Annotated in this window: 19 protein-coding genes; 17 read left to right on the plus strand and 2 right to left on the minus strand. The window is 64.6% G+C overall.

Going from position 1 to position 22,218, the window contains the following annotated elements; genetic code table 11:
• Positions 1–71 precede the first annotated feature (71 nt).
• The 9 genes from AC1MCA_RS00185 (at position 72) to AC1MCA_RS00225 (ending at position 11,244) form a co-directional block, all read left to right on the plus strand.
• Positions 72–926: an HAD-IIB family hydrolase gene (locus AC1MCA_RS00185; RefSeq protein WP_479800323.1), complete on the plus strand. Its 855-nt coding sequence runs from the start codon at positions 72–74 to the stop codon at positions 924–926.
• A gap of 148 nt (positions 927–1,074) precedes the next feature.
• Positions 1,075–1,497, plus strand: a complete 423-nt coding sequence (arfB, locus tag AC1MCA_RS00190) for an alternative ribosome rescue aminoacyl-tRNA hydrolase ArfB (protein WP_479800325.1) — start codon at positions 1,075–1,077, stop codon at positions 1,495–1,497.
• Between the two features lie 127 nt (positions 1,498–1,624).
• A complete protein-coding gene (locus AC1MCA_RS00195; RefSeq protein WP_479800327.1) occupies positions 1,625–2,560 on the plus strand; it encodes an ABC transporter ATP-binding protein in 936 nt (311 codons plus the stop codon).
• A gap of 2 nt (positions 2,561–2,562) precedes the next feature.
• A complete protein-coding gene (locus AC1MCA_RS00200; protein ID WP_479800328.1) occupies positions 2,563–3,807 on the plus strand; it encodes an ABC transporter permease in 1,245 nt (414 codons plus the stop codon).
• A 59-nt stretch (positions 3,808–3,866) separates the two neighbouring features.
• The gene (locus AC1MCA_RS00205) at positions 3,867–5,165 is read left to right on the plus strand and encodes an SWIM zinc finger family protein (protein ID WP_479800330.1); all 1,299 of its coding nucleotides are present in this window, start codon (positions 3,867–3,869) and stop codon (positions 5,163–5,165) included.
• Positions 5,162–6,613, plus strand: coding sequence for a DUF5691 domain-containing protein (locus AC1MCA_RS00210; protein ID WP_479800332.1), 1,452 nt, complete (start codon positions 5,162–5,164; stop codon positions 6,611–6,613). The genes AC1MCA_RS00205 and AC1MCA_RS00210 overlap by 4 nt, the downstream gene beginning before the upstream one ends.
• Positions 6,610–7,716 carry an ATP-binding protein gene (locus tag AC1MCA_RS00215; protein ID WP_479800334.1) on the plus strand — a complete coding sequence of 369 codons (1,107 nt, stop codon included), beginning with the start codon at positions 6,610–6,612 and terminating at the stop codon, positions 7,714–7,716. Before AC1MCA_RS00210 ends, AC1MCA_RS00215 begins: the two co-directional genes overlap by 4 nt.
• 4 nt (positions 7,717–7,720) lie before the next feature.
• Positions 7,721–10,054 (plus strand): DUF5682 family protein, encoded by a 2,334-nt coding sequence (locus tag AC1MCA_RS00220; RefSeq protein WP_479800336.1) that lies wholly within the window; start codon positions 7,721–7,723, stop codon positions 10,052–10,054.
• Positions 10,051–11,244 (plus strand): VWA domain-containing protein, encoded by a 1,194-nt coding sequence (locus tag AC1MCA_RS00225; protein ID WP_479800338.1) that lies wholly within the window; start codon positions 10,051–10,053, stop codon positions 11,242–11,244. The genes AC1MCA_RS00220 and AC1MCA_RS00225 overlap by 4 nt, the downstream gene beginning before the upstream one ends.
• A 35-nt stretch (positions 11,245–11,279) precedes the next feature.
• On the opposite strand, the gene AC1MCA_RS00230 is transcribed toward AC1MCA_RS00225, so the two are convergent.
• Positions 11,280–11,519, minus strand: coding sequence for a PLDc N-terminal domain-containing protein (locus AC1MCA_RS00230; RefSeq protein WP_479800340.1), 240 nt, complete (start codon positions 11,517–11,519; stop codon positions 11,280–11,282).
• A gap of 293 nt (positions 11,520–11,812) precedes the next feature.
• Between AC1MCA_RS00230 and AC1MCA_RS00235 the strand changes: the two genes are divergently transcribed.
• Positions 11,813–12,244, plus strand: a complete 432-nt coding sequence (locus AC1MCA_RS00235; protein ID WP_479800342.1) for a DUF309 domain-containing protein — start codon at positions 11,813–11,815, stop codon at positions 12,242–12,244.
• 85 nt (positions 12,245–12,329) lie between these two features.
• On the opposite strand, the gene AC1MCA_RS00240 is transcribed toward AC1MCA_RS00235, so the two are convergent.
• The gene (locus AC1MCA_RS00240) at positions 12,330–12,920 is read right to left on the minus strand and encodes a hypothetical protein (protein ID WP_479800344.1); all 591 of its coding nucleotides are present in this window, start codon (positions 12,918–12,920) and stop codon (positions 12,330–12,332) included.
• A gap of 520 nt (positions 12,921–13,440) precedes the next feature.
• Here AC1MCA_RS00240 and AC1MCA_RS00245 point away from each other — a divergent pair.
• The 7 genes from AC1MCA_RS00245 to AC1MCA_RS00275 all read left to right on the plus strand — a co-directional run bounded on the left by AC1MCA_RS00245 (position 13,441) and on the right by AC1MCA_RS00275 (position 22,185).
• Positions 13,441–13,683: a hypothetical protein gene (locus AC1MCA_RS00245; protein ID WP_479800346.1), complete on the plus strand. Its 243-nt coding sequence runs from the start codon at positions 13,441–13,443 to the stop codon at positions 13,681–13,683.
• Between the two features lie 269 nt (positions 13,684–13,952).
• On the plus strand, positions 13,953–14,570 hold the full coding sequence (locus AC1MCA_RS00250) for a hypothetical protein (RefSeq protein WP_479800348.1): 618 nt from the start codon (positions 13,953–13,955) through the stop codon (positions 14,568–14,570).
• A gap of 192 nt (positions 14,571–14,762) precedes the next feature.
• Complete coding sequence (locus AC1MCA_RS00255; RefSeq protein ID WP_479800349.1) at positions 14,763–15,155, plus strand: hypothetical protein; 393 nt, start codon at positions 14,763–14,765, stop codon at positions 15,153–15,155.
• A 1,544-nt stretch (positions 15,156–16,699) separates the two neighbouring features.
• Positions 16,700–16,930 (plus strand): hypothetical protein, encoded by a 231-nt coding sequence (locus tag AC1MCA_RS00260; RefSeq protein ID WP_479800350.1) that lies wholly within the window; start codon positions 16,700–16,702, stop codon positions 16,928–16,930.
• A 578-nt stretch (positions 16,931–17,508) separates the two neighbouring features.
• Entirely contained in the window at positions 17,509–18,543 is a 1,035-nt protein-coding gene (locus AC1MCA_RS00265; protein WP_479800351.1) for an AAA family ATPase, read from the plus strand.
• Between the two features lie 69 nt (positions 18,544–18,612).
• Positions 18,613–19,611 (plus strand): LacI family DNA-binding transcriptional regulator, encoded by a 999-nt coding sequence (locus tag AC1MCA_RS00270; protein WP_479800352.1) that lies wholly within the window; start codon positions 18,613–18,615, stop codon positions 19,609–19,611.
• Positions 19,612–19,704: 93 nt separating this feature from the next.
• Positions 19,705–22,185, plus strand: a complete 2,481-nt coding sequence (locus AC1MCA_RS00275; RefSeq protein WP_479800353.1) for a glycoside hydrolase family 2 TIM barrel-domain containing protein — start codon at positions 19,705–19,707, stop codon at positions 22,183–22,185.
• Positions 22,186–22,218 lie beyond the last annotated feature (33 nt).

Genomic DNA, 22,218 nt, shown 5'->3' on the forward strand with positions numbered 1-22,218 from the left:
TGGACGATCGTGTATTTGCGGAAGAGCCCCGGCTGCGGCAGGGCCGTCCCGCGCCGGTAGAATTCCGGATCATGAGTTCGAAGCCAGGCACGCCCACAGCAACCATTCATGCGGTCTTCCTCGATGTGGACGGCACCTACGCCGACTATGGCATCGTTCCCGAAGGCCACGTACAGGCGGTCCGCTCTGCGCGGGCGGCGGGCCACAAGGTCCTGCTGTGCACCGGACGTCCTGTGTCCATGCTGCCGGACAGCATTCTCGCTGCCGGCTTTGACGGCCTGGTGGCCAGCGCGGGCGCCTATGCGGAGGTTAACGGCGAGGTGCTGCTGGACCGCCGGTTTCCTGCCGACCTCGCGGCCCGGACAGTGGCCGCCCTCGATGCCCACGGGGCTGTCTACATCCTGGAAGCGCAGGACTCGCTCCATGTAGCCCCCGAAAGGGAGGAAAGGCTCCGGTTTATTATCGAAGAGCATTTCCGGCGCGCCCCTAACGGCCGGGCAAGCGGTTCGTCAGCCATCCTGGGCTCCGTCCAGGTGACAGCGGACCGCGCGGCCGTTGCGTTCGCGAAGATCTCTGTCTTCGAGGCCCCCGTCCCGATGGAGGAAATCGCCCTAGCAATCGGTGCAGATATTGCCGTCGTCGCCAACTCGATCGCCGATGACGGGCGCCACGCCGGCGAGCTGTACCAGCGCGGCATCAGCAAGGCCGACGGCGTCGCTGCCGCCATCGCCCATCTCGGCATCGACCGGGAAGACACCATAGCCGTCGGCGACGGCCAGAACGATCTGGAGATGATCGCTTTCGCGGGGGTGGGCATCGCCATTGAGGGATCCTCACCCGAACTCCTCGCCCTCGCAGACCACACGGCCGCGCCGCCTCACCGTGAAGGTCTGGTGGACGCGTTCGCGAAGCTCGGCCTCCTCTGAGCCGGCGACCAACCCGTCGCCACCACCTAGGGAACCTGTTCGCCGTCGGGTGTGCCGCCGTCAAAAAGCCGGCGTCCGGTGCCCAGCACCAACCTTTGTCCCAACGGGCCCGGAGCTGCACCACTCTCACTCATGCCACACTTGTTGCATGGATCTTGAGGTGTCGCCAACGCTCACGATTCCCGCCTCAGAACTCCACTGGAGGTTCTCACGCTCCTCCGGACCGGGCGGCCAGCACGTCAACACCACTGACACCCGGGTCGAACTCTCCTGGAATATCGCGGGCTCGTCCGTGCTATCCGACCAGCAACGGACTATGCTGCTCACCCGCCTGGGACAGCGGCTCATCACCGGAATGCTCACTCTGACCGCTTCCGAACACCGGTCCCAGCTCCGCAACCGCGAGATCGCCCTGGGCAAACTCGCCGAACTTGTGACTGAAGGCCTCGCACCGGGTGCGCCACGCCGCCGGCCAACAAAACCAACCCGGGGCTCCGACCGGCGCCGCCTTGCCACGAAACAACAGCGGTCAGCAACAAAGAAGCAACGGCAACGGCCTTCTGCCGAGTAGCCCGCTCCGGTCAGGATGGACGGCCCCGCGACGGCCACCAGGATCGCGGGTCTTAAGCCTGTAGGTTGTCAGCCATCGGGTCAGTAGGCTCAAGCTGACAGCAGCCGAACAGGATCCGGGAACAGCCATGAGTGAAGCACTCGTCCACATTGACGGCTTCCGGATGGACTTCGGGGACACCACAGTCATCCGCGATTTATCCTTCGACGTCCACCGGGGCGAGACATTCGGTTTCCTCGGCAGCAACGGCTCAGGAAAAACGACCACCATCAGGGCGCTGCTCGGGATTTACGAACCCACCGGCGGGATCCTGCACATTGACGGAAAACCCTTCCGTCCCGAAGCCGGCGAGCGCCTCGGCTACCTCCCCGAGGAGCGCGGCCTGTACAAGAAGGAAAAGGTCATCGACGTCATGACCTACTTCGGCCGCCTGAAGGGCATGGACCGGACCAACGCCAAACGCTGGTCCCTCGCCTATTTGGAGCGGGTGGCCCTGGCGGACAAGGCAGGCCTTCTGCTGGACAAGCTCTCCGGTGGCGAGCAGCAGAAGGTCCAGCTCGGCGTGACCATCATGAACGAACCCGAGCTGCTGATCCTGGACGAACCGACCAAGGGCTTTGACCCGGTCAACCGCCGTCTGCTCATGGACATCGTCGACGGTCAGAAGGCCAAAGGTGCCACCGTCGTTATGGTCACGCACCAGATGGAGGAGGTGGAACGCCTCTGTGACCGTGTCATCCTGCTCAAGAACGGGACCTCGGAGGCCTACGGAACCATCGACGAGGTACAGGACCACTACGGCGGCCGCATCATCCGGCTCAGGCACACCGGCCCTATCCCCGCCTCCCCGCATTACATTGCAACGCTCGATGAGACCAACTACTCGGAGCTGTCCATTACCGATGACACTGACGAGGCAGACATCCTGAGGGAGCTCGTCGCCGCCGGTGTGGCGGTCCGGAGCTTCACTACCACCAAGATCTCCCTCGAGGAGATCTTTATCCGGGTCTACGGTGACCAGAACAGAACCGACGCAGCCACCCACCACCCGGCAGGGGCATAAGAATGGCACAGCACAACCTGGGCACCGTGATCAGCTTTGAGTTCCTCCGCACCGTCACCAAGAAGCGGTTCTGGGCAGGCACCCTGGCCGTGCCGCTCATGCTGGCCGTCGTCTTCGGACTGCTCTACGTCTCCGACATGGCAACAGACACTGCCGCCGACGCCCAAAAGAGTGCCGATTTCAGCATTTCCTATGCTGACGCCTCCGGCCTCATCACCCCGGACCAGGCCCGGATCTTCGGGGCCTCCAAGGCGCCATCCGCAGAAGAGGGCATCCGGGCAGTCCAGTCCGGGGCGGTGGACGCGTTCTTCGATTTCCCGGCCGACCCGGCCACCGGGACCGTGCGGGTCTACGGCGCTGACCAAGGCCTTTTCGAGAACAACAAGTACTCCGCAGTTGCCCAGGCAATGCTGAGCCAGGCTGTCAGTTCCCGCATCGGCTCCCCGGAACTGTCAGCTTTGGCCCGCTCGGAGGCAACCGTGGATGTGAAGACCTACCGCAGCGGAGTGGAGACCGCCGGCTTTATGTCCGCGGTGCCGCCGCTGGCATACGTTGTCATCTTCTACGGCCTGGTCATCCTGCTCTCAAGCCAGATGTTGAATTCCACCCTGGAGGAAAAGGAGAACAGGGTCACGGAGATGATCCTGACCACGGTGAAACCGACCACGCTGATCAGCGGCAAGGTCCTGGCGCTTTTCGCCATCGGGCTTTTGCAGATCGTGGTGTTCGCGTCCCCCCTTGTCATCGGCTACCTGTTCTTCCGCGACGAGATCAGCATCCCCGACGTGGACCTCTCCGCCCTGGTCTTCGAACCGGGCCCCATGATCGCGGGCTTCTTCATCCTGGTGGGCGGCTTCGCACTGTTCACCACGACGCTCGTTGCGATCGGTGCCGTGATGCCCACCGCCAAGGAGGCGGGTAACTTCATGGCGGTCATCATGATCATGATCTTCGTGCCGTTCTACGCGGTCTCCCTGATCTTCTCCAACCCGCAGGCACTGATAGTGCAGGTGTTCACGTATTTCCCGTTCACCGCCCCGGTCACTGCGCTGCTCCGCAACGGGCTTGGCTCGCTCACGGTGGTCGAAGGTGCCCTCGTCATCGTCTATGTCGGGGCTGTGCTGATGTTTTACCTGGGCGTCCGGCTGTTCCAGTACGGGTCCATCTCCTACACCTCTAAGGTCAACATCAGGACTGCGCTCAGCAGCGGACGCCGAGCAAAGGCTGCCGGCGGGCAGGCCGGCTGAGGCCGCCACGCCGCCGTGCCTCCTTGGCAGTTTTTGAGACCTCGGGCACAATGTGCTTCATGGGGCGTTGGAGCGAGGAGCGGGTGGTCAGCGCTGCGCCCGACGCACCCTCCCTGGCAGCCGCGCGCAAGCTGGCGCGTCCGGGCCCGTGGTCCGACACAGGCAGCAACGACGTCCTGGTCTGGGGCAAATGCCAGGGCAGCGGAAAGACCCCTTACCAGGTCAGCGTGGACACCGCCGCCCCTGCCTACCGGTGCTCCTGCCCCAGCCGGAAGTTCCCCTGCAAGCACGCCCTCGCGCTGCTCCTGCTCTGGTCCCGGGGTGAAGCGGCCGACGGCGGCGCGGAGACCGCTGAATTCGCCCAGGAATGGGCGGCGCAACGGGCGGAACGTGCCACCGTGAGGGAGCGGCGCCAGAGCGACCAGCCGGCGGATCCGGCGGCACATGCGAAGCGGCTCGCGGACCGGATGGCGTTGATGGACGCGGGGATTGACGACTTTTCCCGGTGGCTGACCGACCTGGTGCGGACCGGCCTTGCCTCCGCCCGCACGCAGCCGTATTCCTGGTGGGACGGCGTGGCTGCACGGCTGGTTGACGCGCAGCTTCCAGGCCTGGCCGAGCAGGTCAGGGCCATGGGTTCGGACGTCCATGCCCGGCCGGACTGGGCGGACCACCTCCTGCTCAGGGCCGGCCGCTGGTGGGCCGTGACGAAGGCGTGGCGCAAACGCGACGCTTTAGCTCCCGCTGAACTTGCGGACCTCCGGGTGGCGGTCGGATGGGCAGTCCCGGCTTCCGACGTCCAGGGCATCGAAGCACTGACTGGCCCGTGGCTGGTGCTCGGTGCCCACCGCAGCGACGACGGACGGCTCCAGCACCAGCGGACCTGGCTGCGGGCACCCGACGGAACAACCGTCGTCGTCCTCGATTTTGCCGCCCAGAGTGAGTCGCTGGCGACGCCCCAGCTCGCGGGCGCACTGCTGGACACCACTGTCGCGCGCTACCCGGGTTCCGCGCCTCAACGTGCCATGTTCACCAGCCCGGTGGCACCCCTCGGCATGGCAACGGACCTGGGCGAAGGGGGCAGCATCCAGGAAGCACTGGAAGCCGAATCGGCTGCTGTTGCACTCTCCCCCTGGCGTGAGCGCCACCCGGTCCTACTCGGCGGCGTGCGCATCTCCCCCGCTGAAAACGGCTGGCTTCGGGACGGATCCGGGGACGCACTCCCCCTGGTGGACGCACCTTTGGACTCGCTGCTGGCCCTCACCGGCGGCCATCCCATGGACCTGTTCGGCGAGCTGGAGGAGGGCCGTGTGCGGCCGCTTTCCGCGGTCATCGGCGGGGCGGTAGTGACACCATGACATGGCTGGCCGAGCTCAGAACCGCCGCGCTTGTTGGGACCGCCCGGCACCCGGCACCAACCCCGCCAGTGGAATTGGGCGCCCTCCCGCCGGACGGGCTCTCCAGCGAGGAGTCTCTCCTGGAACAGGCGGCCCTGGCCGACGCCGCCACCCGCGCCGCCCGGCGCTCCACTATCCTGGACCCTGCCGATCTCCCGGAGCCGGCCCCGCCGGACGACACTCCACAGGCCACCGGGGACGCTGCACGCCTGCTGGACCTCCTGCTCACCCAGCCGCCTGTCGGACTGGACCTGCGCAACCAGCTGGTCACCGACTGGCTCCGGTTCGCCGAGGCGGCCGGACAGCGGGTTCCGCACCGGCTGCTCCCGAAGCTGCTTGAGCTGGCAGACAGCAGGTTCGCGGTCGCGGAGAGCCTGCATCCTGCCATCGGTGTCCGGGGCCGCTGGCTCGAGGACCTGAAGGCCGGCGTCCCCGCCACGGAGCGCCCGGCGTCCGCTGACTGGACAGAGCTGAAGAGCGCTGATGCCACCACGGAGCTTGGACGGCTCCGCCGCGAAGATCCGGCAGCCGCCCGGGAACAGCTTGCGTCACACTGGGACAGCCTCGCCGCCCGGGAGCGCGCCGCCCACTTGGCCACGTTCATCACGAACCTCAGTGACGGGGACGAGGAACTGCTGGAGCGTGCGCTGGATGACAAGGCCAAAAGCGTGCGGGACGTCGCCGCGGGCCTGCTCGACAGGCTGCCGGCCAGCGCCCGCTCGGGCCGGATGGCTGACCGGCTGCGCCCGCTGCTCCACCTCAAGGGCGTGCTGCGCAAACAATTCGAGATCGGCCTCCCGCCCGAACCGGACGCGGCTGCGCTGCGCGACGGGATCCCGCCTGACAGGCGCACAGGTGAACCCGACCGGCTGGCCCGGCTGGACGCCGTCGTACGCGGTGCCCCGCTCGAGGTCTGGACCGCTGCCTCCGGCCGCAGCCCGGCGGCAACCCTTGCCCTGCTCAAGGAGGAACCCCGGATCCTCGAGACGATCCTCGCCACCGCTGCCCTGCAGGCCGACCTTGATTGGGTGCGCGCGCTGCTCGACGTGCGCACTGACCTGCGGCTGTTGAACTGCCTCCCCCGGAACGAGCGCGAAGACATACTGATCCGGCACATCAAGGCGGGACCGGACCACCGGTTCAGCCTGGTTGAACCGCTTCGTGCCCTGCCGACGCCTTGGGGTCTTCACCTGGCGGGGACCGTGCTGGATCAGCTCTTTGCCAAGAAAAGCAGCGGTTTGGCGGGCATGCTTGCCGACGTCCTTCCTGCCGCGCTGCCGCCCGAGGCTGCCGAACAGGCACGGCGCCTGCTCGACCAGTCCGACGACGACGCCGGGCGCCGCCGTGTGCTGCGCGATGCGGTGCAGTACCACTCATTCCGACAATCCCTGACGGAGGCTTTCCCATGACCGATGCCCAGACCGGCACAGATGTTCTGCGGGCCCACGCCGAGAACGCCTACGCCGATGAGCTAAGCGCCCTGGCCGCCGCGGACGACAGGCCCCGGCCGCCCAGCTGGCGGCTCTCCCCGTGGGCGGTGACCACCTACATCCTCGGCGGCACCCTGCCGAACGGAGTCCGGATCACGCCGAAATACCTGGGCTCGGAGCGGCTGGTGGAAATCGCCGTGGCATCGCTCGCCACAGACCGCGCCCTGCTGTTGCTGGGTGTGCCCGGCACGGCGAAAACCTGGCTCGGAGAGCATCTCGCCGCGGCTATTTCCGGGGCCTCCACCCTGGTGGTGCAGGGCACCGCGGGCACCCCGGAGGAGGCACTGCGGTATGGCTGGAACTATGCCCGGCTGCTCGCCGACGGCCCGTCCCGGGCGGCCATGGTGCCAGGCCCGGTGATGCGTGCGATGGAGACCGGAAGCCTGGTCCGGGTGGAAGAGCTCACCAGGATCCCGTCCGATGTGCAGGACTCGCTCATCACCATCCTCAGTGAGAAGTCCCTGCCCATCCCCGAACTCAACGAGGAGGTGCAGGCGCGCAAGGGCTTCAACATCATTGCCACGGCCAACAACCGGGACAAGGGCGTCAATGATCTTTCCTCCGCCCTTCGCCGGCGCTTCAACACCGTGGTGCTGCCGCTCCCGGACAGCATCGAGCAGGAAGTCGAAATCGTCACCACCCGCGTGCGCAGCCTCGGCACCGCCCTGGAGCTTCCGGCAGACCTGGCCGCGCTTTCCGAGGTCCGGCGGGTGGTCACGGTCATGCGGGAACTGCGCTCGGGCGTGACCCAGGACCAGCGCACCACCATCAAATCGCCCTCTGCGACCCTGTCCACGGCCGAGGCGATCTCGGTGATGACCAACGGCCTTTCCCTCGCCGCCCACTTCGGCGACGGGACGGTGCGGGCCCACGACGTCGCGGCGAGCCTGGTGGGGGCGGTGGTCAAGGATCCTGTGCAGGACCGGGTGATCTGGCAGGAATACCTGGAGACCGTGGTCCGGAACCGGCCGGAGTGGAAGGACCTCTACCGGGCCTGCCGCGACCTCGAATCCCCGAACTGACCTCATGACCGACGTCCACGTCCTGGGGATCCGGCACCACGGCCCGGGTTCGGCACGCTCCGTTGCCGAAGCCCTGGCAATCCTGCGCCCGGACCTGGTGCTGGTGGAGGGCCCGCCTGAACTTGACCAGGTGATCCCGCTGCTGTCCGATCCGGAGATGGTGCCACCCGTCGCCGGGCTGATTTACGCGGCGGACGAACCCCGGCTGGCTTACTTCTATCCCATGGCAGGCTTTTCGCCGGAGTGGGTGGCGATCCGCTGGGCGCTGTCCACGGGCGCCCAGGTGCGGGCGATCGACCTGCCCGCGGCGCACACCCTGGGACTTCAGCTGGCCGCCTCAGCTGCCGGGCCGCCGTCGTCCGGTCCGTCCTCAGTGGACGCGGAAGGGGAAGATTCCGACGCCGACGGCGGAACCTCCGCCGAGGGAACGGAACCTCCCGCCCTCCCGCAGCAGCCCTACCGGCCCGACGCGATCGGGATACTCGCCGGCGCCGCAGGATACAGCGACGCCGAACGGTGGTGGGAGGACGCCGTCGAGCACCGGAACGCGGATCCGGTGGAGCGTTTCGCGGCGCTGACCGAGGCTATTGCGGAGATCCGTGCGGTTGATGACAGGCCGGACCACCATCCTGATGTCCTGGAAAACAACCGCCGGGAAGCCTGGATGCGGCGCCTGATCCGGGCTGCCATGCGTGACGGGCATGAACGGATCGCCGTGGTGTGCGGCGCGTATCACGCTCCCGCTCTGGTGCCTTCCACGTTTCCGTCGGTGTCTGCTGACAACAAGGTACTCGCCGGCCTTCCCAAGGCCAAGGTGGCCGTCACTTGGGTCCCGTGGACCTCCGGCAGGCTCAGCCTGCGCAGCGGGTACGGTGCCGGCGTCACGGCGCCTGGCTGGTACCAGCATCTCTTCGGCCACTGGATGGCCCGGGATGCGGAGGCGGATGTGGCCACCACCTGGCTGGTCCGGGTTGCGCACGCCCTCCGCCGGGAAGACCTCGACGCCTCAACGGCCTCCATTGTGGAGGCAAGCCGGATGGCAACAGCCCTTGCGGCCGTCCGGGGGCGGCCCAGCCCGGGACTGCCGGAACTGGACGACGCCGCGCAGGCGGTCCTGTGCGACGGTTCACCCCTTCCGCTGGCCCTGGTGCACCGCGAACTAACGGTCGGACATGAGCTGGGGAACGTGCCGGAATCCGCGCCAACCCTGCCCCTGGCCGCCGATCTCGCCGCCACCCAGCGCAGGCTCCGCTGGAAACCCAGCGCCATGGAAGAGGTCCTCACCCTTGACCTGCGCAAGCCGGGCCAGCTGGCCCGTTCGGTTCTGCTGCACCGGCTGGTGCTGCTCGGAGTGGGGTGGGGCGTTCAGACCGAAACCGGCCGGACCACGGGCACTTTCAAGGAGGTGTGGACGCTCCAGTGGCAGCCGGAGCTGGCTCTGGACGTGGTGGAGGCCAGCCGCTACGGCACCACGGTTGCCTCGGCCGCCGCTGCCTACGTCTCCGAACAGGCGCAGGACACGGGCAGCCTGACGGAGCTCAGCGGGCTGCTGGCGGGCTGCCTTCTTGCGGATCTGCCGGACGGCATCGGCGCCGTCGTCTCCGTCCTCGCCGAGCGCACCGCGCTGCAGCAGGACGTCGCGCCGCTGCTGGAAACCATTGCGCCTCTGGCCCGGACCTGCCGGTACGGCAACGTGCGCGGCGTCGATGTCACGGGGGTGCGGAAGATCCTGGACACCACGGTGGTGCGGGCGTGCGTGGGACTGCCCACGGCCTGCGCCGGACTGGACGATGACACCGCAGAGGCGATGCGGCGCGCCGTTGACTCGGCCCAGCAGGGGCTGTCCCTGTTGCCTGACCTGCCGCTGGACGACTGGCACCGTGCCCTCGCCGCCGTCGCCGGTTCGGACCGGATCCACGGCTCGGTGGCTGGGCGGGCAACCCGGCTGCTGCTGGACGCCGGCCTGGTTAACGGGGACGACGTCGCGGCCAGCCTCAGCCGCCGGCTCTCGATCGCGACCCCGGCGCGGGAAGCCGCTGCCTGGCTGGACGGACTTCTCTCCGGCGACGCCACGCTGCTGGTCTACGACCGGAGGCTCCTGGAGATCGTCGACGACTGGGTCGCGGGCGTGGATGGAGAGATTTTCGACGACGTCCTGCCGCTTCTGCGCAGGACCTTTTCGGCGTTCAGCCGGCCGGAGAGGCGGGAGATCGGCGAACAGGTCAGCCGCATCGGCGATGACTCCCCAGTGGCCGGCGAGACCACCCTGGATCTGGCGGCCGCCGGTCCCGCCATCCGGACCATGGCCCGGTACCTCGGATGGGAGGCGGTCGCGTGAGTGCTGCGGACCCCGATGGCGGTAACGGCCGCGGCCGGCTGGGCCGCTGGCGCCTGGTGCTCGGCGGGAATGAGGCCGACGGCATCACGGCGGATGGGAACAACGTTGAGCTCTCCGCCGCCGATGCCCGCCGTGACCAGGCGTTGGAGGAGCTGTACGGGGCGGACACGAACGGTCGCGGCGGCCTGGGCGCCTCGAGTCCGCGCGTGGCCCGCTGGCTCGGGGACATCCGCGGCTATTTCCCCTCCACGGTGGTGCAGGTGATGCAGGCCGACGCCATGGACCGGCTCGGACTGCGGCAATTGCTGCTCGAGCCGGAGATGCTGCGCACGGTACAGCCCGACGTCGGCCTTGTCAGCACGCTGATAGGCCTGGGCCGGGTGATCCCCGAGCATTCACGCGAGACGGCCAGGGCCGTCATCCGGCAGGTGACCAATGAGCTCGAAGAGCGGCTGAGGGCGCGGACGGTCCAGGCCGTCTCCGGAGCGCTGAACCGGGCGGCGCGGACACGAAGGCCGCGGCACCGGGACATCGACTGGAACAGGACCATCGCCGCCAACCTCAAGCACTACCAGCCGGGGTACCGGACCATCGTGCCCGAACGCCTGGTGGGCCACGCCAGGCGCAGCACCGAGATCCAGCGGGAAATCATCCTGTGCATTGACCAGTCCGGCTCGATGGCCGAGTCCGTGGTGTATTCCAGCGTGTTCGGGGCGGTCCTCAGCTCGTTGCGGTCCGTGCGCACACGGCTGGTGGTCTTCGACACCGCGGTGGTTGACCTGACGGACGAGCTGGACGATCCCGTTGACGTGCTGTTCGGTGTGCAGCTGGGCGGCGGCACGGACATCAACCGCGCCCTGGCATACTGCCAGGACCAGATCACCCAGCCCACCGAGACCATCCTGGTGCTGATCAGCGACCTCTACGAGGGCGGGATCGCCGAGGAGATGCTGCGGCGCGCGGCCTCGATCGTCGGGGCGGGAACCACCATGATCGCGCTCCTCGCGCTCAGCGACAGCGGCCATCCGTCGTTCGATGCGAACCATGCTGCGGCGCTGGCCGGAATCGGCGTCCCGGCGTTCGCCTGCACACCGGACCTGTTCCCGGACCTGATGGCCGCCGCCATCGAACGCCGCGACGTGGGCGAATGGGCGGCGTCCCAGGACATTCCGACAACCCACGAAGGGTAGCTACGGCAGACCCCGAGGAACCTGACCAAAGAGAATCAGCCGTCCTGGCGCAAAGCTGACCGCCTGCGCCCCACTAAGAACCACAGGATCGAACCGAGTACTGGCACCGAAAGGACAATGAGAGCCCAAACGATGGTGCCGCCGGTGGTGTGAATCCTATTGCGGGCAATGCTCACCAGCGCGGCAATGAACAGGACTGCATTCAGGGCAAGCATGAATCCCAAGATGCCCCAGGACGGGATCAGTGGATTTGCGTCGGACGTCGAGAGTGCCATGATCATTGCTTCCCCCAAGAAGTTGCTGCCAGTGATGCTCAACAATATCGTCAGGGTTTCGGCGCTGGCTGGAAATCATGCACAAGCGGAGACTCGTCTCGTATCCCTAGGGTTTTGAGGCACGGAGGTTATGAGACACAGGGATTCAGCTGCCCGTAAGGGGATCCTTGAACGCACACCAAGAATTCAAAGCATGCGGCCCCGGCCGAAGTGCATGGCTCGGAAGGGCCGAGCTATAGCATTGGGCGGATGAAGGTTGCTAAGGTCCACGGACGCTCAGAGCGGAAACTGCAATGATCGGCGACCGGGATCGGGATGCTTCAAAGCGCCCGCGGCAGGCCCGGCCACGTGACGCTCTTGGACGGCCGCTGCCGTACGGAAGCGCCGGCGTGGAGCCGGTCTCCGAGGAGCCGCTGCCGCCGGCGGAGACTTTGGTCTCGGCCAGGAGCCTGGTCGAAGCGGGCCGGCCCTTCGCTGCACATGAGGTACTTGAGGCCCGATGGAAAGCTGGGCCGTCCCAAGAACGCAACCTTTGGCAAGGTCTCGCCCAAATCTGCGTCGGGCTCACACACGCCGCCCGGGGGAACAGCGTTGGCGCGCTCCGGCTCTTCGAGCGCGGTGCAGCCCTACTCGAGGAGTACGGTTCAGGCGACGGGCCGACCTACGGGCTCGATTTATCCGCCCTTGTAAGTTGCGCGCGTGATCGGATGGGCACCGGCCGCTGAACTCTCGGCAGCATCCTCGCAGCAGGCGGCGGAGGCACTATCTCCGGGAGACTGCTGAGAGCTTGCTTGACCATTAGGGAACCCTCTACGGGACGATCGGGGACGACATTCGCGCCCTTGTATCGTTTACTCCCCAGTTTGCCAAGGCAGCCTCGGCGAGCTTGGCAAAGCCAAAGTAGAGATGGGTAAGGCCGATCTGGATGGTGTGGAATCTGAATTCGAGGATGGCACTGAGCATAGGATTCCGTTGAATCGCCGAATGAAGATCTCTATGGTCTCCCCAGTGGATGTACTCCCCGTACTGAAAGAGTTCAATCAATTCAGAAGGAGTAAAGAGGTTATCGGGCTCGGGAATTGTTGAACCCGGGGGCCATTCGGCCTTCATGACTTTCATTTGAACGATTTCATCGAGCGAGAACTTTAGTAACTGAGCCCGGGCACGCTTCCATTGCCTGATTTGGCCGCCCCCGGTTGTAGAGACCGGCTGCCCTTCGCGGCCAATGGCACGGCTGGCGATGTTCTTCACTACTGTCCAGCCTGCGGGGTCGTCGGAGTGAAGCTGGCGAAAGCGCACGGCAAACCCAAGAATTACTTCCCTCGAAGGCATAGTGTGGGACACCTCGGTTTCCTTGCCCACCCCGCCACTCAACTGGAGCCTCCGAGCTTCTGTAAGCATGGAGAATCCTGCAAGCTCACGGCAAGTGAGGATGTACCGCCTGATGGCGGCCAGATCCTCATTCGGTAAGGGGAGACGCAAGGCAGGAAAAGTGGAAGGGTCTGGTAGCCCAAAGGCGTAGTTCAGCTGCTTCCACTGTCGTTGAAACACTTCTGGGCTCCGCGACAGTTCGGAATAGGGCGCAGGGAAGGCCAGCGTCAATTCAGAATCATGAGGACCCAACCCCTCCGCTTGAATCCTGTATCCAGACCCGCCACTCGGAAGGGAAGTGCTTGACGACATGTCCCGATCGTACCTGCGAGGGATCCCGCAGCCACCGCGTTCGGACTGCTATCAAACGTGGCTATTGCCAGGCGAGCGCCTCAAAGGTTACCGTTCCGTTTGCCGATCTTCACCGGGCTTCCTGGGCCGACCTCTGGAGTGGGTGTCGCACATCTTCACAGGGGCATGCACGGATGGAATGCTGAGGGCAATTGCCTAGCAATGCGGCGATCCGCGAGGCGGAGACAGGAGGAAGAGCATGTCGGCGCTGTTGTTTGGTCTGGTCGTTCTGCTCGGGGGCTTATTTTGCCTGGCAATTTCCAAGCCCCTAGCCAAACTGGTGACCAACGGGAATCTCTTCATTCGCCAGGACACAGACCTTCGCGAGGCATACAGAAATAAGAAGAATCGCGGGATACGGCGGGTTGCGAAAGCGTTTCTCGTCGCTGGAGGCATCTTCATCGTGGTCGGGCTCATTGGCTTGAGTACTGGTGCTTGGTAGCGGCGACCTGGATCTGGGCTGTCCCCATCGCCGCCCACATACGCCCTCAACACCCCTGCCCCTCACAGGAAATTCTCCTACACGAAAGGAAATGTCTCACCGCACGGCCCGAAAGCCGAACCCTCTACGGGACGAACGGGGCTTGCTGGTGCTCAGAAGTCATACGGGCACCGCTTAATCCGCTGAAGTTCCTACCATTTTGCTTTCCCATCGGGCATGTCCCGTGAGGCGCGCCTATCATCGCACCAAAGCGAAGACTAGGGGGCCGAATGCGTGAAGCGAATGCGGGAGCAGAGGCTCGCTGGGCTAAGGCGGCCTCGAGGGCAGAGGGCATAACGGACTTGGGTGTCGGGGTTGCTGTCCGAAGGTACTTTTCGGTGCATTTCCCTTTGATAGTTCTAGGTGGGCTTGGAATAGGTTTGGCGCTTGCGTCGATTTGGCCGGAGCGCGGAGGGGATTTCTTTCGCTCAGGGATATACATCGGTCTGCTACTGGCCGGGCTCGGCATCTTGGTTGTTGGTCTAATCTACGGGAACAAGAAAGTTCGCCCTTTAGTCCAGCCCCAGCGGATCGGCGTCACGGTGGGCCTAACAGCTGATGAGGTGAAGCACGTCCGACGTCAGGTCCTAGCCAAAGGGCCTGTCGCTGTCGATGAGCTCCCAGTGCTCAGAGGGGCCGCAGTTCAAATCCGGGAGGGTCTGGCCAAGCAATTGCTCGTGGCGCCTGGTTTAGTCGTTTTCTTCTGCGGGCAAGCAGCGTCAAGGGAAATAACATCCGTCATGGATGTCGTAATGATCGTGCTGCTGCTGGCCATGGTGGTTCTTTTTGGTTTTACGGTTCGCCAGTTTCATCAAACCGGTGCGTTCCTCCGAACAGCTGGCTCCTGAGCTAGTCGGGTAAGTCTTACTACCAAGAGCACCCCTGCCGATGGCAGTTCTGGGGGTTGAGTCACCGGCCCGGAGGGGCCGTATAGAGCCTCAACCGTCCCAGTGGGGGAACCCTCCATGGGACAGCCTCAGCGTTGTCAGCGGTTCACTGTTGGTATGGCCAGTCGTAGCCGTTCCAATTAGGGTCGTTGCATGCTCAAGTCGCTGATCGAACGACCGGCCCTCTTAACGTCGGAACTGGGGTTGCTGCTTCTTGGATTTGTCCTAACGACCGTTGGCTTCATCAATTTTGTTGGCGCATTTACCGCAGACCGAATGGCGTTTGTCGGTGCGTTCATTTTCCTTCTAGCCGGGACTTGGTGCCTCTCGGCGAGTACTATCGCGTTGCTGGGCCACCCCCGTTCCATAGTCGGAAGGGCCACGTTGGTGGCGGTCGGGTGGCTTGGTGCGACCTACCCTCTGGGTGGGATCCTTACATACCTGGGCGGCGGAGCGTACATAGCTGCTCTGCCGATCGCCGTGGCAGGAATTGCCTTAGCTCTCTTCTCAATAAGGAACAAGGGAGCCACAAACCCGTCCGTTTGAGGAAGCCTTACAGGGACGTTCTGTTCGAGCCCCGCTGTCCTCTAGCGGAATCACTCCAACAGTGCTTTCGTTGGTTTACACAGCTTCAGGGCGGGAGTCATATGAAACGTCATCTGGATTCTAAGAATGTTCGCCAGCTCCTGGCTGTCTCACTCGCGATAGTTGCTTCCTTGGTTCTCTTAGTGGTTCCCATGTACACCCAGGTAAATTTAACGCCTGGTGGGCCACAGCAGGTTAGCCATCCGACCCTGCTTGAAACAAATAGGCCCTCCATCTTCGTGCCATTACTCATCCCCGTCGCCCTGACCGCGCTACCTCTCCTGATACGTGGACGCGCACGGACTCCAGTGTCGGTCGCCACTACTGTCGCTCTTGTTGTCTTCGTAGTCATCGGCTCCGCAAGCATCGGCTGGTTCTACGTCCCAGCTCTGGCCGCCGCAGTAGCAGCCGTTGTTTTCTCGATGGAAAACCACCCAAGACTTCAAGCCCGCCCTAACTGATCGCCGCAGAGGATTCTGCAGGTCACAGGCGGAACCGCAAGTGGGACAGGTCAATGTGCTCCAGATTTGAGCCGGCCGAGGTTACGACGACTGGGATAGGTAGACGACGAGCATTCCCGCGAAACCTAATACCCCTGAGGTGATCATCAAAGGAACAAGGATCCTTTTTCGTCTAAACAGCTCACCGGTTCGTTCCTTGTCTATGAACGCGTACATGACGGCAACGAGTAGGCCGACAAATCCCAAACCGAAAAGCGCTAGCCCGACTGGCGTCATTGGCGAGGCTCTTTTGTGGGGACCTTACGGATCCACACAAGCATGAGTACTCCCACCAGAACCGTCCATGCTGTCCATGGCCACTCGCTGTTGCCCGTGGCCACAAAGGTGATGCATCTGATGAGCGCTAGGACTGTGAGGATTGACGTGCCGACGGTCAGGATCAGCTTTTGCGAAGGAGAAAACGGTCCTACTCCAAACATCCCCACTCCATGTTCAAGCTGAACTAGGCCCAGCCGGCGGCAGTAACAGTTGAACGTGACGATACGGGATGGGAAGCCCGCTGGCCACTGTGCGATTCCCCGTCTGACGGGCCGCGGTGGACCGTTATGCAGGCCGCCCGTTAGGGAACTCTACCGGTACAATTTTTTCCTTACAAGCTTCTGGATTCTTTGTCTGCCTCCAGAGGGAGAATAAGGTCAAGCTCGGCATCCAAAGCCCTGAACGGGTGTTTCGTCATTTCGACCGCACAGAGATGGACTGGGCTACTTTAGTGCTCAAGCATGTTCTCTAATTACCGGAGGATCAGATGTCTAAAGCAACGGTGGTTGGTTTAGGCTGGCTCGCTTGCGGATTTGCCATGCTTGTATTGGGGCGCCTCCTACAGGGGTGGGCAGCCCGATCATATCTGCGGAGCCACCCTGATGGGGACGTTCACCGATACATGCGTCGAAAGTTGCTCTATAAAAATTTGTTGGCGGGTTTCGCGATAGTCGGAGGAGCAGCCGTGCTGATCTATGACTTTTTCTGGGGAGCAGGGACAGCAACGTGACTCTCGAGACCTTGGTACATGGCGGAGTGGTAGTCGTTTTCGGTGTGTTGATTATCCTGGCTCGAAACCGGTTTGCCCGTTCGATGATGGAGCAGTTGCGTGGTTTCAAAAAGGATATTACTTCTGAGGGTTTGAGGCGCTTCTGGGCAATAGGTTTGGCCATGTTCGGAGCGCTTGTCATCGTCATAGGTGTTTCTATCGCTATAGGCGCGCCGATCATCCGATAAGGAAGCAAACCGGCGGCGTCCCGCAAGGGTCCAGTGTCTAAGCCGTCCCGTTAGACGGTCCCTTAGCGCGACAACCCGCATTTGACGTTCGGTTTTACAGGGGTGGAGTTTGAGATGTCCCGTATACCCCGCCCGCAAAACTGCCCGGTGAAGGGGCCATAAACGCTACACGCCGCAAGCGTCTCAAAACCCTTGGGTTTCGAGGCGCAGAGGTTTCGAGACGCCCAAGTCAGGTGTAGGTCATCCGCTGCTCCCATGGTTGGTGTCATTACCGCTCGCCTGGCGCATGCTGCAGCCGGGGGATGCGCTTCAGTGTGACTGAGCTCCGACGTCCGGGGAGCGGCTGTTTTCCGCTGTACGGGTTGTAGTTCGCACAGGGTGCAGTGGGACATGAATGAGCAGGACTATGTGTTGGGGCTAGTCCTCGGTGTCGTGGCGGTATTGGTGCTGGCACCGATCGGTGTGGCCAGGATACCTGTGGCTATCCCGGCCATTGCGTGAGTACTACTCCCAAAAGGGAGTTTATGCTGGTGCGGCCAACCCCATACCTGTCGGGAATCGAGTACTACAGTGGATGCATGGCTGCCAGCCGCAATCCGCTTGACGACCTGCGCGAAACGATCGGCCGACTGGCCGATCAGCTCAAGCTGCCCGGTTCGGAGCGCGTTGACGACCTGGTCAGTGATCTCACCGGTGCGAGGCCCGGGCCAGCCCGGCCGCTGTCTGAGGTCCAGGCCGAGCTCGACGCGCTGGTCGGACTGGAGACAGTGAAGGAACAGGTGCGGGCGCTCGTCGCACTGCTCCAGGTCCAGGCCCGCCGTAAGGCGCACGGCCTGCCGGAGGTGGCAACGTCGCAGCACCTGGTGTTCCTCGGAAACCCTGGCACGGGCAAGACCACCGTGGCGCGGCTCCTGGCCGAGATGTACCGCGCGGTCGGTCTGCTGCAGAAAGGCCACCTGGTCGAGGTGGACCGTTCGGGGCTGGTGGGGCAGTACGTCGGCACCACCGCCATCAAGACGGACCGGGTGATCCGGCGTGCGCTGGACGGCGTCCTGTTCATCGACGAGGCGTATGCGCTGGCCCCGGAGGACGGCCGGATGGACTTCGGCCCCGAGGCGATCGAGGTCCTGCTCAAGCGGATGGAGGACCACCGCCACCGCCTGGTCGTGATCGTGGCCGGGTACCCGCGGCTGATGGAGTCCTTCTTGCTCTCGAACCCCGGACTGCGCTCCCGTTTCGCCCGCGAGATCACGTTCCCTGACTACTCCGTCGACGCACTCCAGACGATCTTCCACCGGATGCTGGCCCAGCACGGGTACAGGCTGGAGCCGGGTGCAGACCAGATGCTGCGCCGCATCTTCACCGGGCTCCACGCGGGCGAGGACTCCGGCAACGCACGGTTCGCCCGCACGCTGTTCGAGCAGGCGCTCAACCGTCAGGCGCTGCGGCTGTCGCTCGACGAAAAACAAAGTCTCGACGCGCTCGATCGTGAGGCCGTCATGACGCTCACAGCGGACGACATCGTCGAGGCCGCGCTGGCCTTGGGCGAGGAGCCGGAGCCGGAACCGATGCCGCAACCGGAGCGGCCACGCTGGTGGCGCTGGCTCGCCTGACCGGGACACCTGCTGGCGGTTCACAGCGTGAGTATCACGTGTCAACCCACCCTGTGCGATGATCAAAAGGTGACCCCGGAATCGAAACCGACCAGGCGCCCCACCAGCTTTGATGTTGCCAAGAGGGCTGGTGTATCCCGCGCAACCGTCAGCCATGTCCTGAACGGCCAAGGTTCCCGCTTTCCCGAGGAGACCCGTGCCAAAGTCCTGAAAGCGGCCGAGGAACTGAACTATCAGCCGTCCCCCGCCGGCCGCGCGCTGGTGACTGGCCGGAGTGACATTCTGGTGATCCTCGTCCCCAACACCACGTTCGGAAGCAACCTCCAGGATCTCGTTGACAACGTCACAAGCCACGCAGCCGCGCACGGCCTGAGCGTGGTGGTCCGCTTCGCCGGCAGCAACCCCCGCGAAACACTCGCTGCCATCCTGCACTTCCGGCCCGTTGCTGTGGTGGACATGGGAATACTCGGGGCAGACGAACGTGAGGTCCTGCATCATTCCGGGGCGGCAGTCATTCCCCGGATCCATACGCCCGAGGACCCCACCCACGACATCAACCACGTCATCGGGCGGACCATGGCAAAGGCGCTGCTGCGGAACGGTCCGAGACAGCTGGCCTATGCAGCCCTGCTGGATGAGCGGCTCGATCCCTTCGGGCCAGGGCGCTACGAGGGGATGAAAGCAGGTGCCCGCGCTGAGGGCCTGCCGGAACCCGAACGCATTGAAATCCCCCTTGAGCTCGGACGGGCCAGCGCCGCCCTCGCTGCCGTCAAAGCCAAAAACTCCCCGCTTGCTGTGGGCTGCTACAACGACGATGTCGCCCTTGCCGTTGTGGCCGCCGGCAGGGCGCTTGGGCTGAGGATCCCTGATGATCTTTCAGTGCTAGGTGTCGATGCCACGGCCATCGGGCAGCTTGTCTCGCCCCGGCTCACCACCATCCGGATCCACAACGCACCGCTCATGGAGCGGATCGCCGCTGAGCTTGCCGCTCTTAGCCGCACTGAGGCCCCCGCGCCGCAGCCCGCTTCCCTTCCCGAGGTCACGGTCCTGCCGGGAGAAACGGCCTAGCATTTCGGCCGGACCCAACGGTTTATTGACACGTGTCACCGCAAAGTGATCTCTTAGTGGTGACACGTGATACCGAATCCAGGGAGAACCTCGATGACGCGCACCTCTTTCAATGCCGGATGGGCAGTACGCCCGAAGGTCAGCCTCTTCGCCGAGTTCGACGGGCCGGTTGCCCCGCCGCAGCCCGTCACCCTGCCGCACGATGCACTGATCGGCCTCCCCCGATCTGCCGGTTCAGCCCAGGGCTCACACGCCGGCTACTCCCCCGACGGCGCATTCGAATACTCAAAAACGTTCGAGGTGCCTGAGGACTTCCGGGGCAAGCGCGTCTCCCTCGAGTTCCAGGGCGTGTACCGGGATGCCATGGTCTTCATCAACGGGGACTTCGCCGGCCAACGCCCCTTCGGCTACTCCACATTCACCATCCGGCTGGATCCTTTCCTGAAGTACGGCCAGGCCAACACCATCCGCGTTGATGCGCGCGTCCACCAGGATTCCCGCTGGTACTCGGGAGCCGGCATCTACCGCGATACGTTCCTGACCGTCACGGAGCCGGTACACCTGGCCTCGAATGGCGTCCGGATCTCGACGCCGGACATCACCGCCGGCCGCGCCGTCGTTGACGTCGCCACCACGGTGGAGAACGAGGGCCTGTCCACTGCCACGGTGACCGTGGGAACGGAACTGTACGACGGCGACGGCGCGGTAGTCGCCGTCGGCTCCGCCCCCGTAACACTCAAGGCGGGCAGCACCGCCGTCGTCCGCCAGCGCCTCTACGTCACCGAACCGCTGCTGTGGGGACTGGACAGCCCGCACGTGTATTCGGCGCGGACTGAGCTCCGCGACGACCTGGAGGTGCTGCAGGCGGACAGCACCACCTTCGGCATCCGGTCCCTCCAGCTGGACCCCTTCAACGGCCTTCAGATCAACGGCCAGACCGTCAAGCTCCGCGGCGCCTGCAGCCACCACGACAACGGCATCCTCGGCGCGGCCACCATTGCCCGCGCGGACGAGCGCCGGGTGCAGCTGCTGAAGGAAGCCGGTTTCAACTCCATCCGCAGCGCGCACAACCCGGTCAGCCAGGCCATGCTGGACGCCTGCGACAAGCACGGCATGCTGGTCATGGACGAAACCTTCGATGTGTGGACCGAAGGGAAATCCGCGTTCGACTACTCCCTGTCCTTCCCCGAATGGTGGGAACGCGACGTCGAGGCGATGGTGGCGAAAGACTTCAACCACCCGTCCGTGGTGCTGTACTCCATCGGCAACGAGATCCCGGAAACCGGCAGCGGACTCGGCTCCGGCTGGGGCCGGCAGATCGCCGAGAAGATCAGGTCCCTGGATTCCACCCGCTACACCACCAACGGGATCAACGGCTTCGTCTCGGTCATCGCGGACGCCGCGGCCATGATGAAAGAGGCCGGCGCCGGCGATGACAGCCAGGGTGTCAACGCCATGATGAGCGGGGCCGGTGAGGCAATGGGCCGCATCAGCGCATCCCCGCTTGTCTCGGAACGGACGGCCGAATCCCACGCAGCCGTGGACGTGGCCGGCATCAACTACGGTGACGGCCGCTATGTGATGGACAGGGAACTCTTCCCCCACAGGATCATCGTGGGAACCGAAACGTTCCCGGACCGGATCGATGTCCTCTGGAAGCTGGTGGAGGAAAACCCGCACGTGATCGGCGATTACACCTGGACCGGCTGGGACTACCTGGGCGAAGCGGGCATCGGCCGCGTGCAGTACACGGATGGGACCGAGGGCAAACCCGCTCTTGGTGCGCCGTACCCGTGGCGGCTCGCCTGGTGCGGCGACATCGACATCACCGGCTACCGCCGGCCCGCCTCCTACTACCGCGAGACGGTCTTCGGGCTCCGCCATGAGCCCTACATCGCCGTCCAGCGCCCGCAGAACTACGCCCGCGAACACGGGATGGGGCCGTGGACCTGGACTGACTCCATCTCCAGCTGGAGCTGGGACGTCGCCGAAGGTTCCCCGGTCAGGGTTGAGGTCTACAGCGACGCGGACGAGGTGGAACTGCTCCTCAACGGCTCCGCCGTGGGCAGGGTCCCGGCCGGACCGAACCACCGGTTCCGCGCCCACTTCGAGCTCACCTATCAGCCCGGCGAGCTGGTGGCCGTCGGTTACATCAACGGGGTGGAGCAGGCCCGCACCACACTCCGCACAGCAACGGGAGATATCCGCCTCACTGCCGCCGCCGACCGCACCGAACTACGCGCCGACCACTCAGACCTCAGCTATGTGGCCATCGAGTTCCGCGACGCCCAAGGCAACCTCGCCACAAACGTTGAACACACCGTCACGGTGACGGTCGAAGGAGCCGGCGTGCTGCAAGGCCTGGGCAGCGCCCGCCCCGACACGGATGAGCTGTACACGGAAGACAGCCACACCTCGTTCGACGGGCGCCTGCTCGCCGTCATCAGGCCCGTCACAGAAGGGGACATTACCGTGCACGTCAGCGCCGACGGTTTCGAACCCGTCACCGTCAGCCTGACGGCTTCCGCCCCCGCAGCCTCCGAAAAGCGGGACGAAGTCACCGTCCCCGCCTGACCTCCAGCACCCCCATAAAAAGAACAGCGGGCG

The organism is Arthrobacter sp. BK1 (assembly GCF_056680055.1).

Bases quoted from the DNA above. Each gene is read 5' to 3' on its own strand.
- AC1MCA_RS00185 (WP_479800323.1), top strand. From the start codon at position 72: ATGAGTTCGAAGCCAGGCACGCCCACAGCAACCATTCATGCGGTCTTC.
- arfB (WP_479800325.1), top strand. From the start codon at position 1,075: ATGGATCTTGAGGTGTCGCCAACGCTCACGATTCCCGCCTCAGAACTC.
- AC1MCA_RS00195 (WP_479800327.1), top strand. From the start codon at position 1,625: ATGAGTGAAGCACTCGTCCACATTGACGGCTTCCGGATGGACTTCGGG.
- AC1MCA_RS00200 (WP_479800328.1), top strand. From the start codon at position 2,563: ATGGCACAGCACAACCTGGGCACCGTGATCAGCTTTGAGTTCCTCCGC.
- AC1MCA_RS00205 (WP_479800330.1), top strand. From the start codon at position 3,867: ATGGGGCGTTGGAGCGAGGAGCGGGTGGTCAGCGCTGCGCCCGACGCA.
- AC1MCA_RS00210 (WP_479800332.1), top strand. From the start codon at position 5,162: ATGACATGGCTGGCCGAGCTCAGAACCGCCGCGCTTGTTGGGACCGCC.
- AC1MCA_RS00215 (WP_479800334.1), top strand. From the start codon at position 6,610: ATGACCGATGCCCAGACCGGCACAGATGTTCTGCGGGCCCACGCCGAG.
- AC1MCA_RS00220 (WP_479800336.1), top strand. From the start codon at position 7,721: ATGACCGACGTCCACGTCCTGGGGATCCGGCACCACGGCCCGGGTTCG.
- AC1MCA_RS00230 (WP_479800340.1), bottom strand. From the start codon at position 11,519: ATGGCACTCTCGACGTCCGACGCAAATCCACTGATCCCGTCCTGGGGC.
- AC1MCA_RS00235 (WP_479800342.1), top strand. From the start codon at position 11,813: ATGATCGGCGACCGGGATCGGGATGCTTCAAAGCGCCCGCGGCAGGCC.
- AC1MCA_RS00240 (WP_479800344.1), bottom strand. From the start codon at position 12,920: ATGCTTACAGAAGCTCGGAGGCTCCAGTTGAGTGGCGGGGTGGGCAAG.
- AC1MCA_RS00245 (WP_479800346.1), top strand. From the start codon at position 13,441: ATGTCGGCGCTGTTGTTTGGTCTGGTCGTTCTGCTCGGGGGCTTATTT.
- AC1MCA_RS00250 (WP_479800348.1), top strand. From the start codon at position 13,953: ATGCGTGAAGCGAATGCGGGAGCAGAGGCTCGCTGGGCTAAGGCGGCC.
- AC1MCA_RS00255 (WP_479800349.1), top strand. From the start codon at position 14,763: ATGCTCAAGTCGCTGATCGAACGACCGGCCCTCTTAACGTCGGAACTG.
- AC1MCA_RS00265 (WP_479800351.1), top strand. From the start codon at position 17,509: ATGGCTGCCAGCCGCAATCCGCTTGACGACCTGCGCGAAACGATCGGC.
- AC1MCA_RS00275 (WP_479800353.1), top strand. From the start codon at position 19,705: ATGACGCGCACCTCTTTCAATGCCGGATGGGCAGTACGCCCGAAGGTC.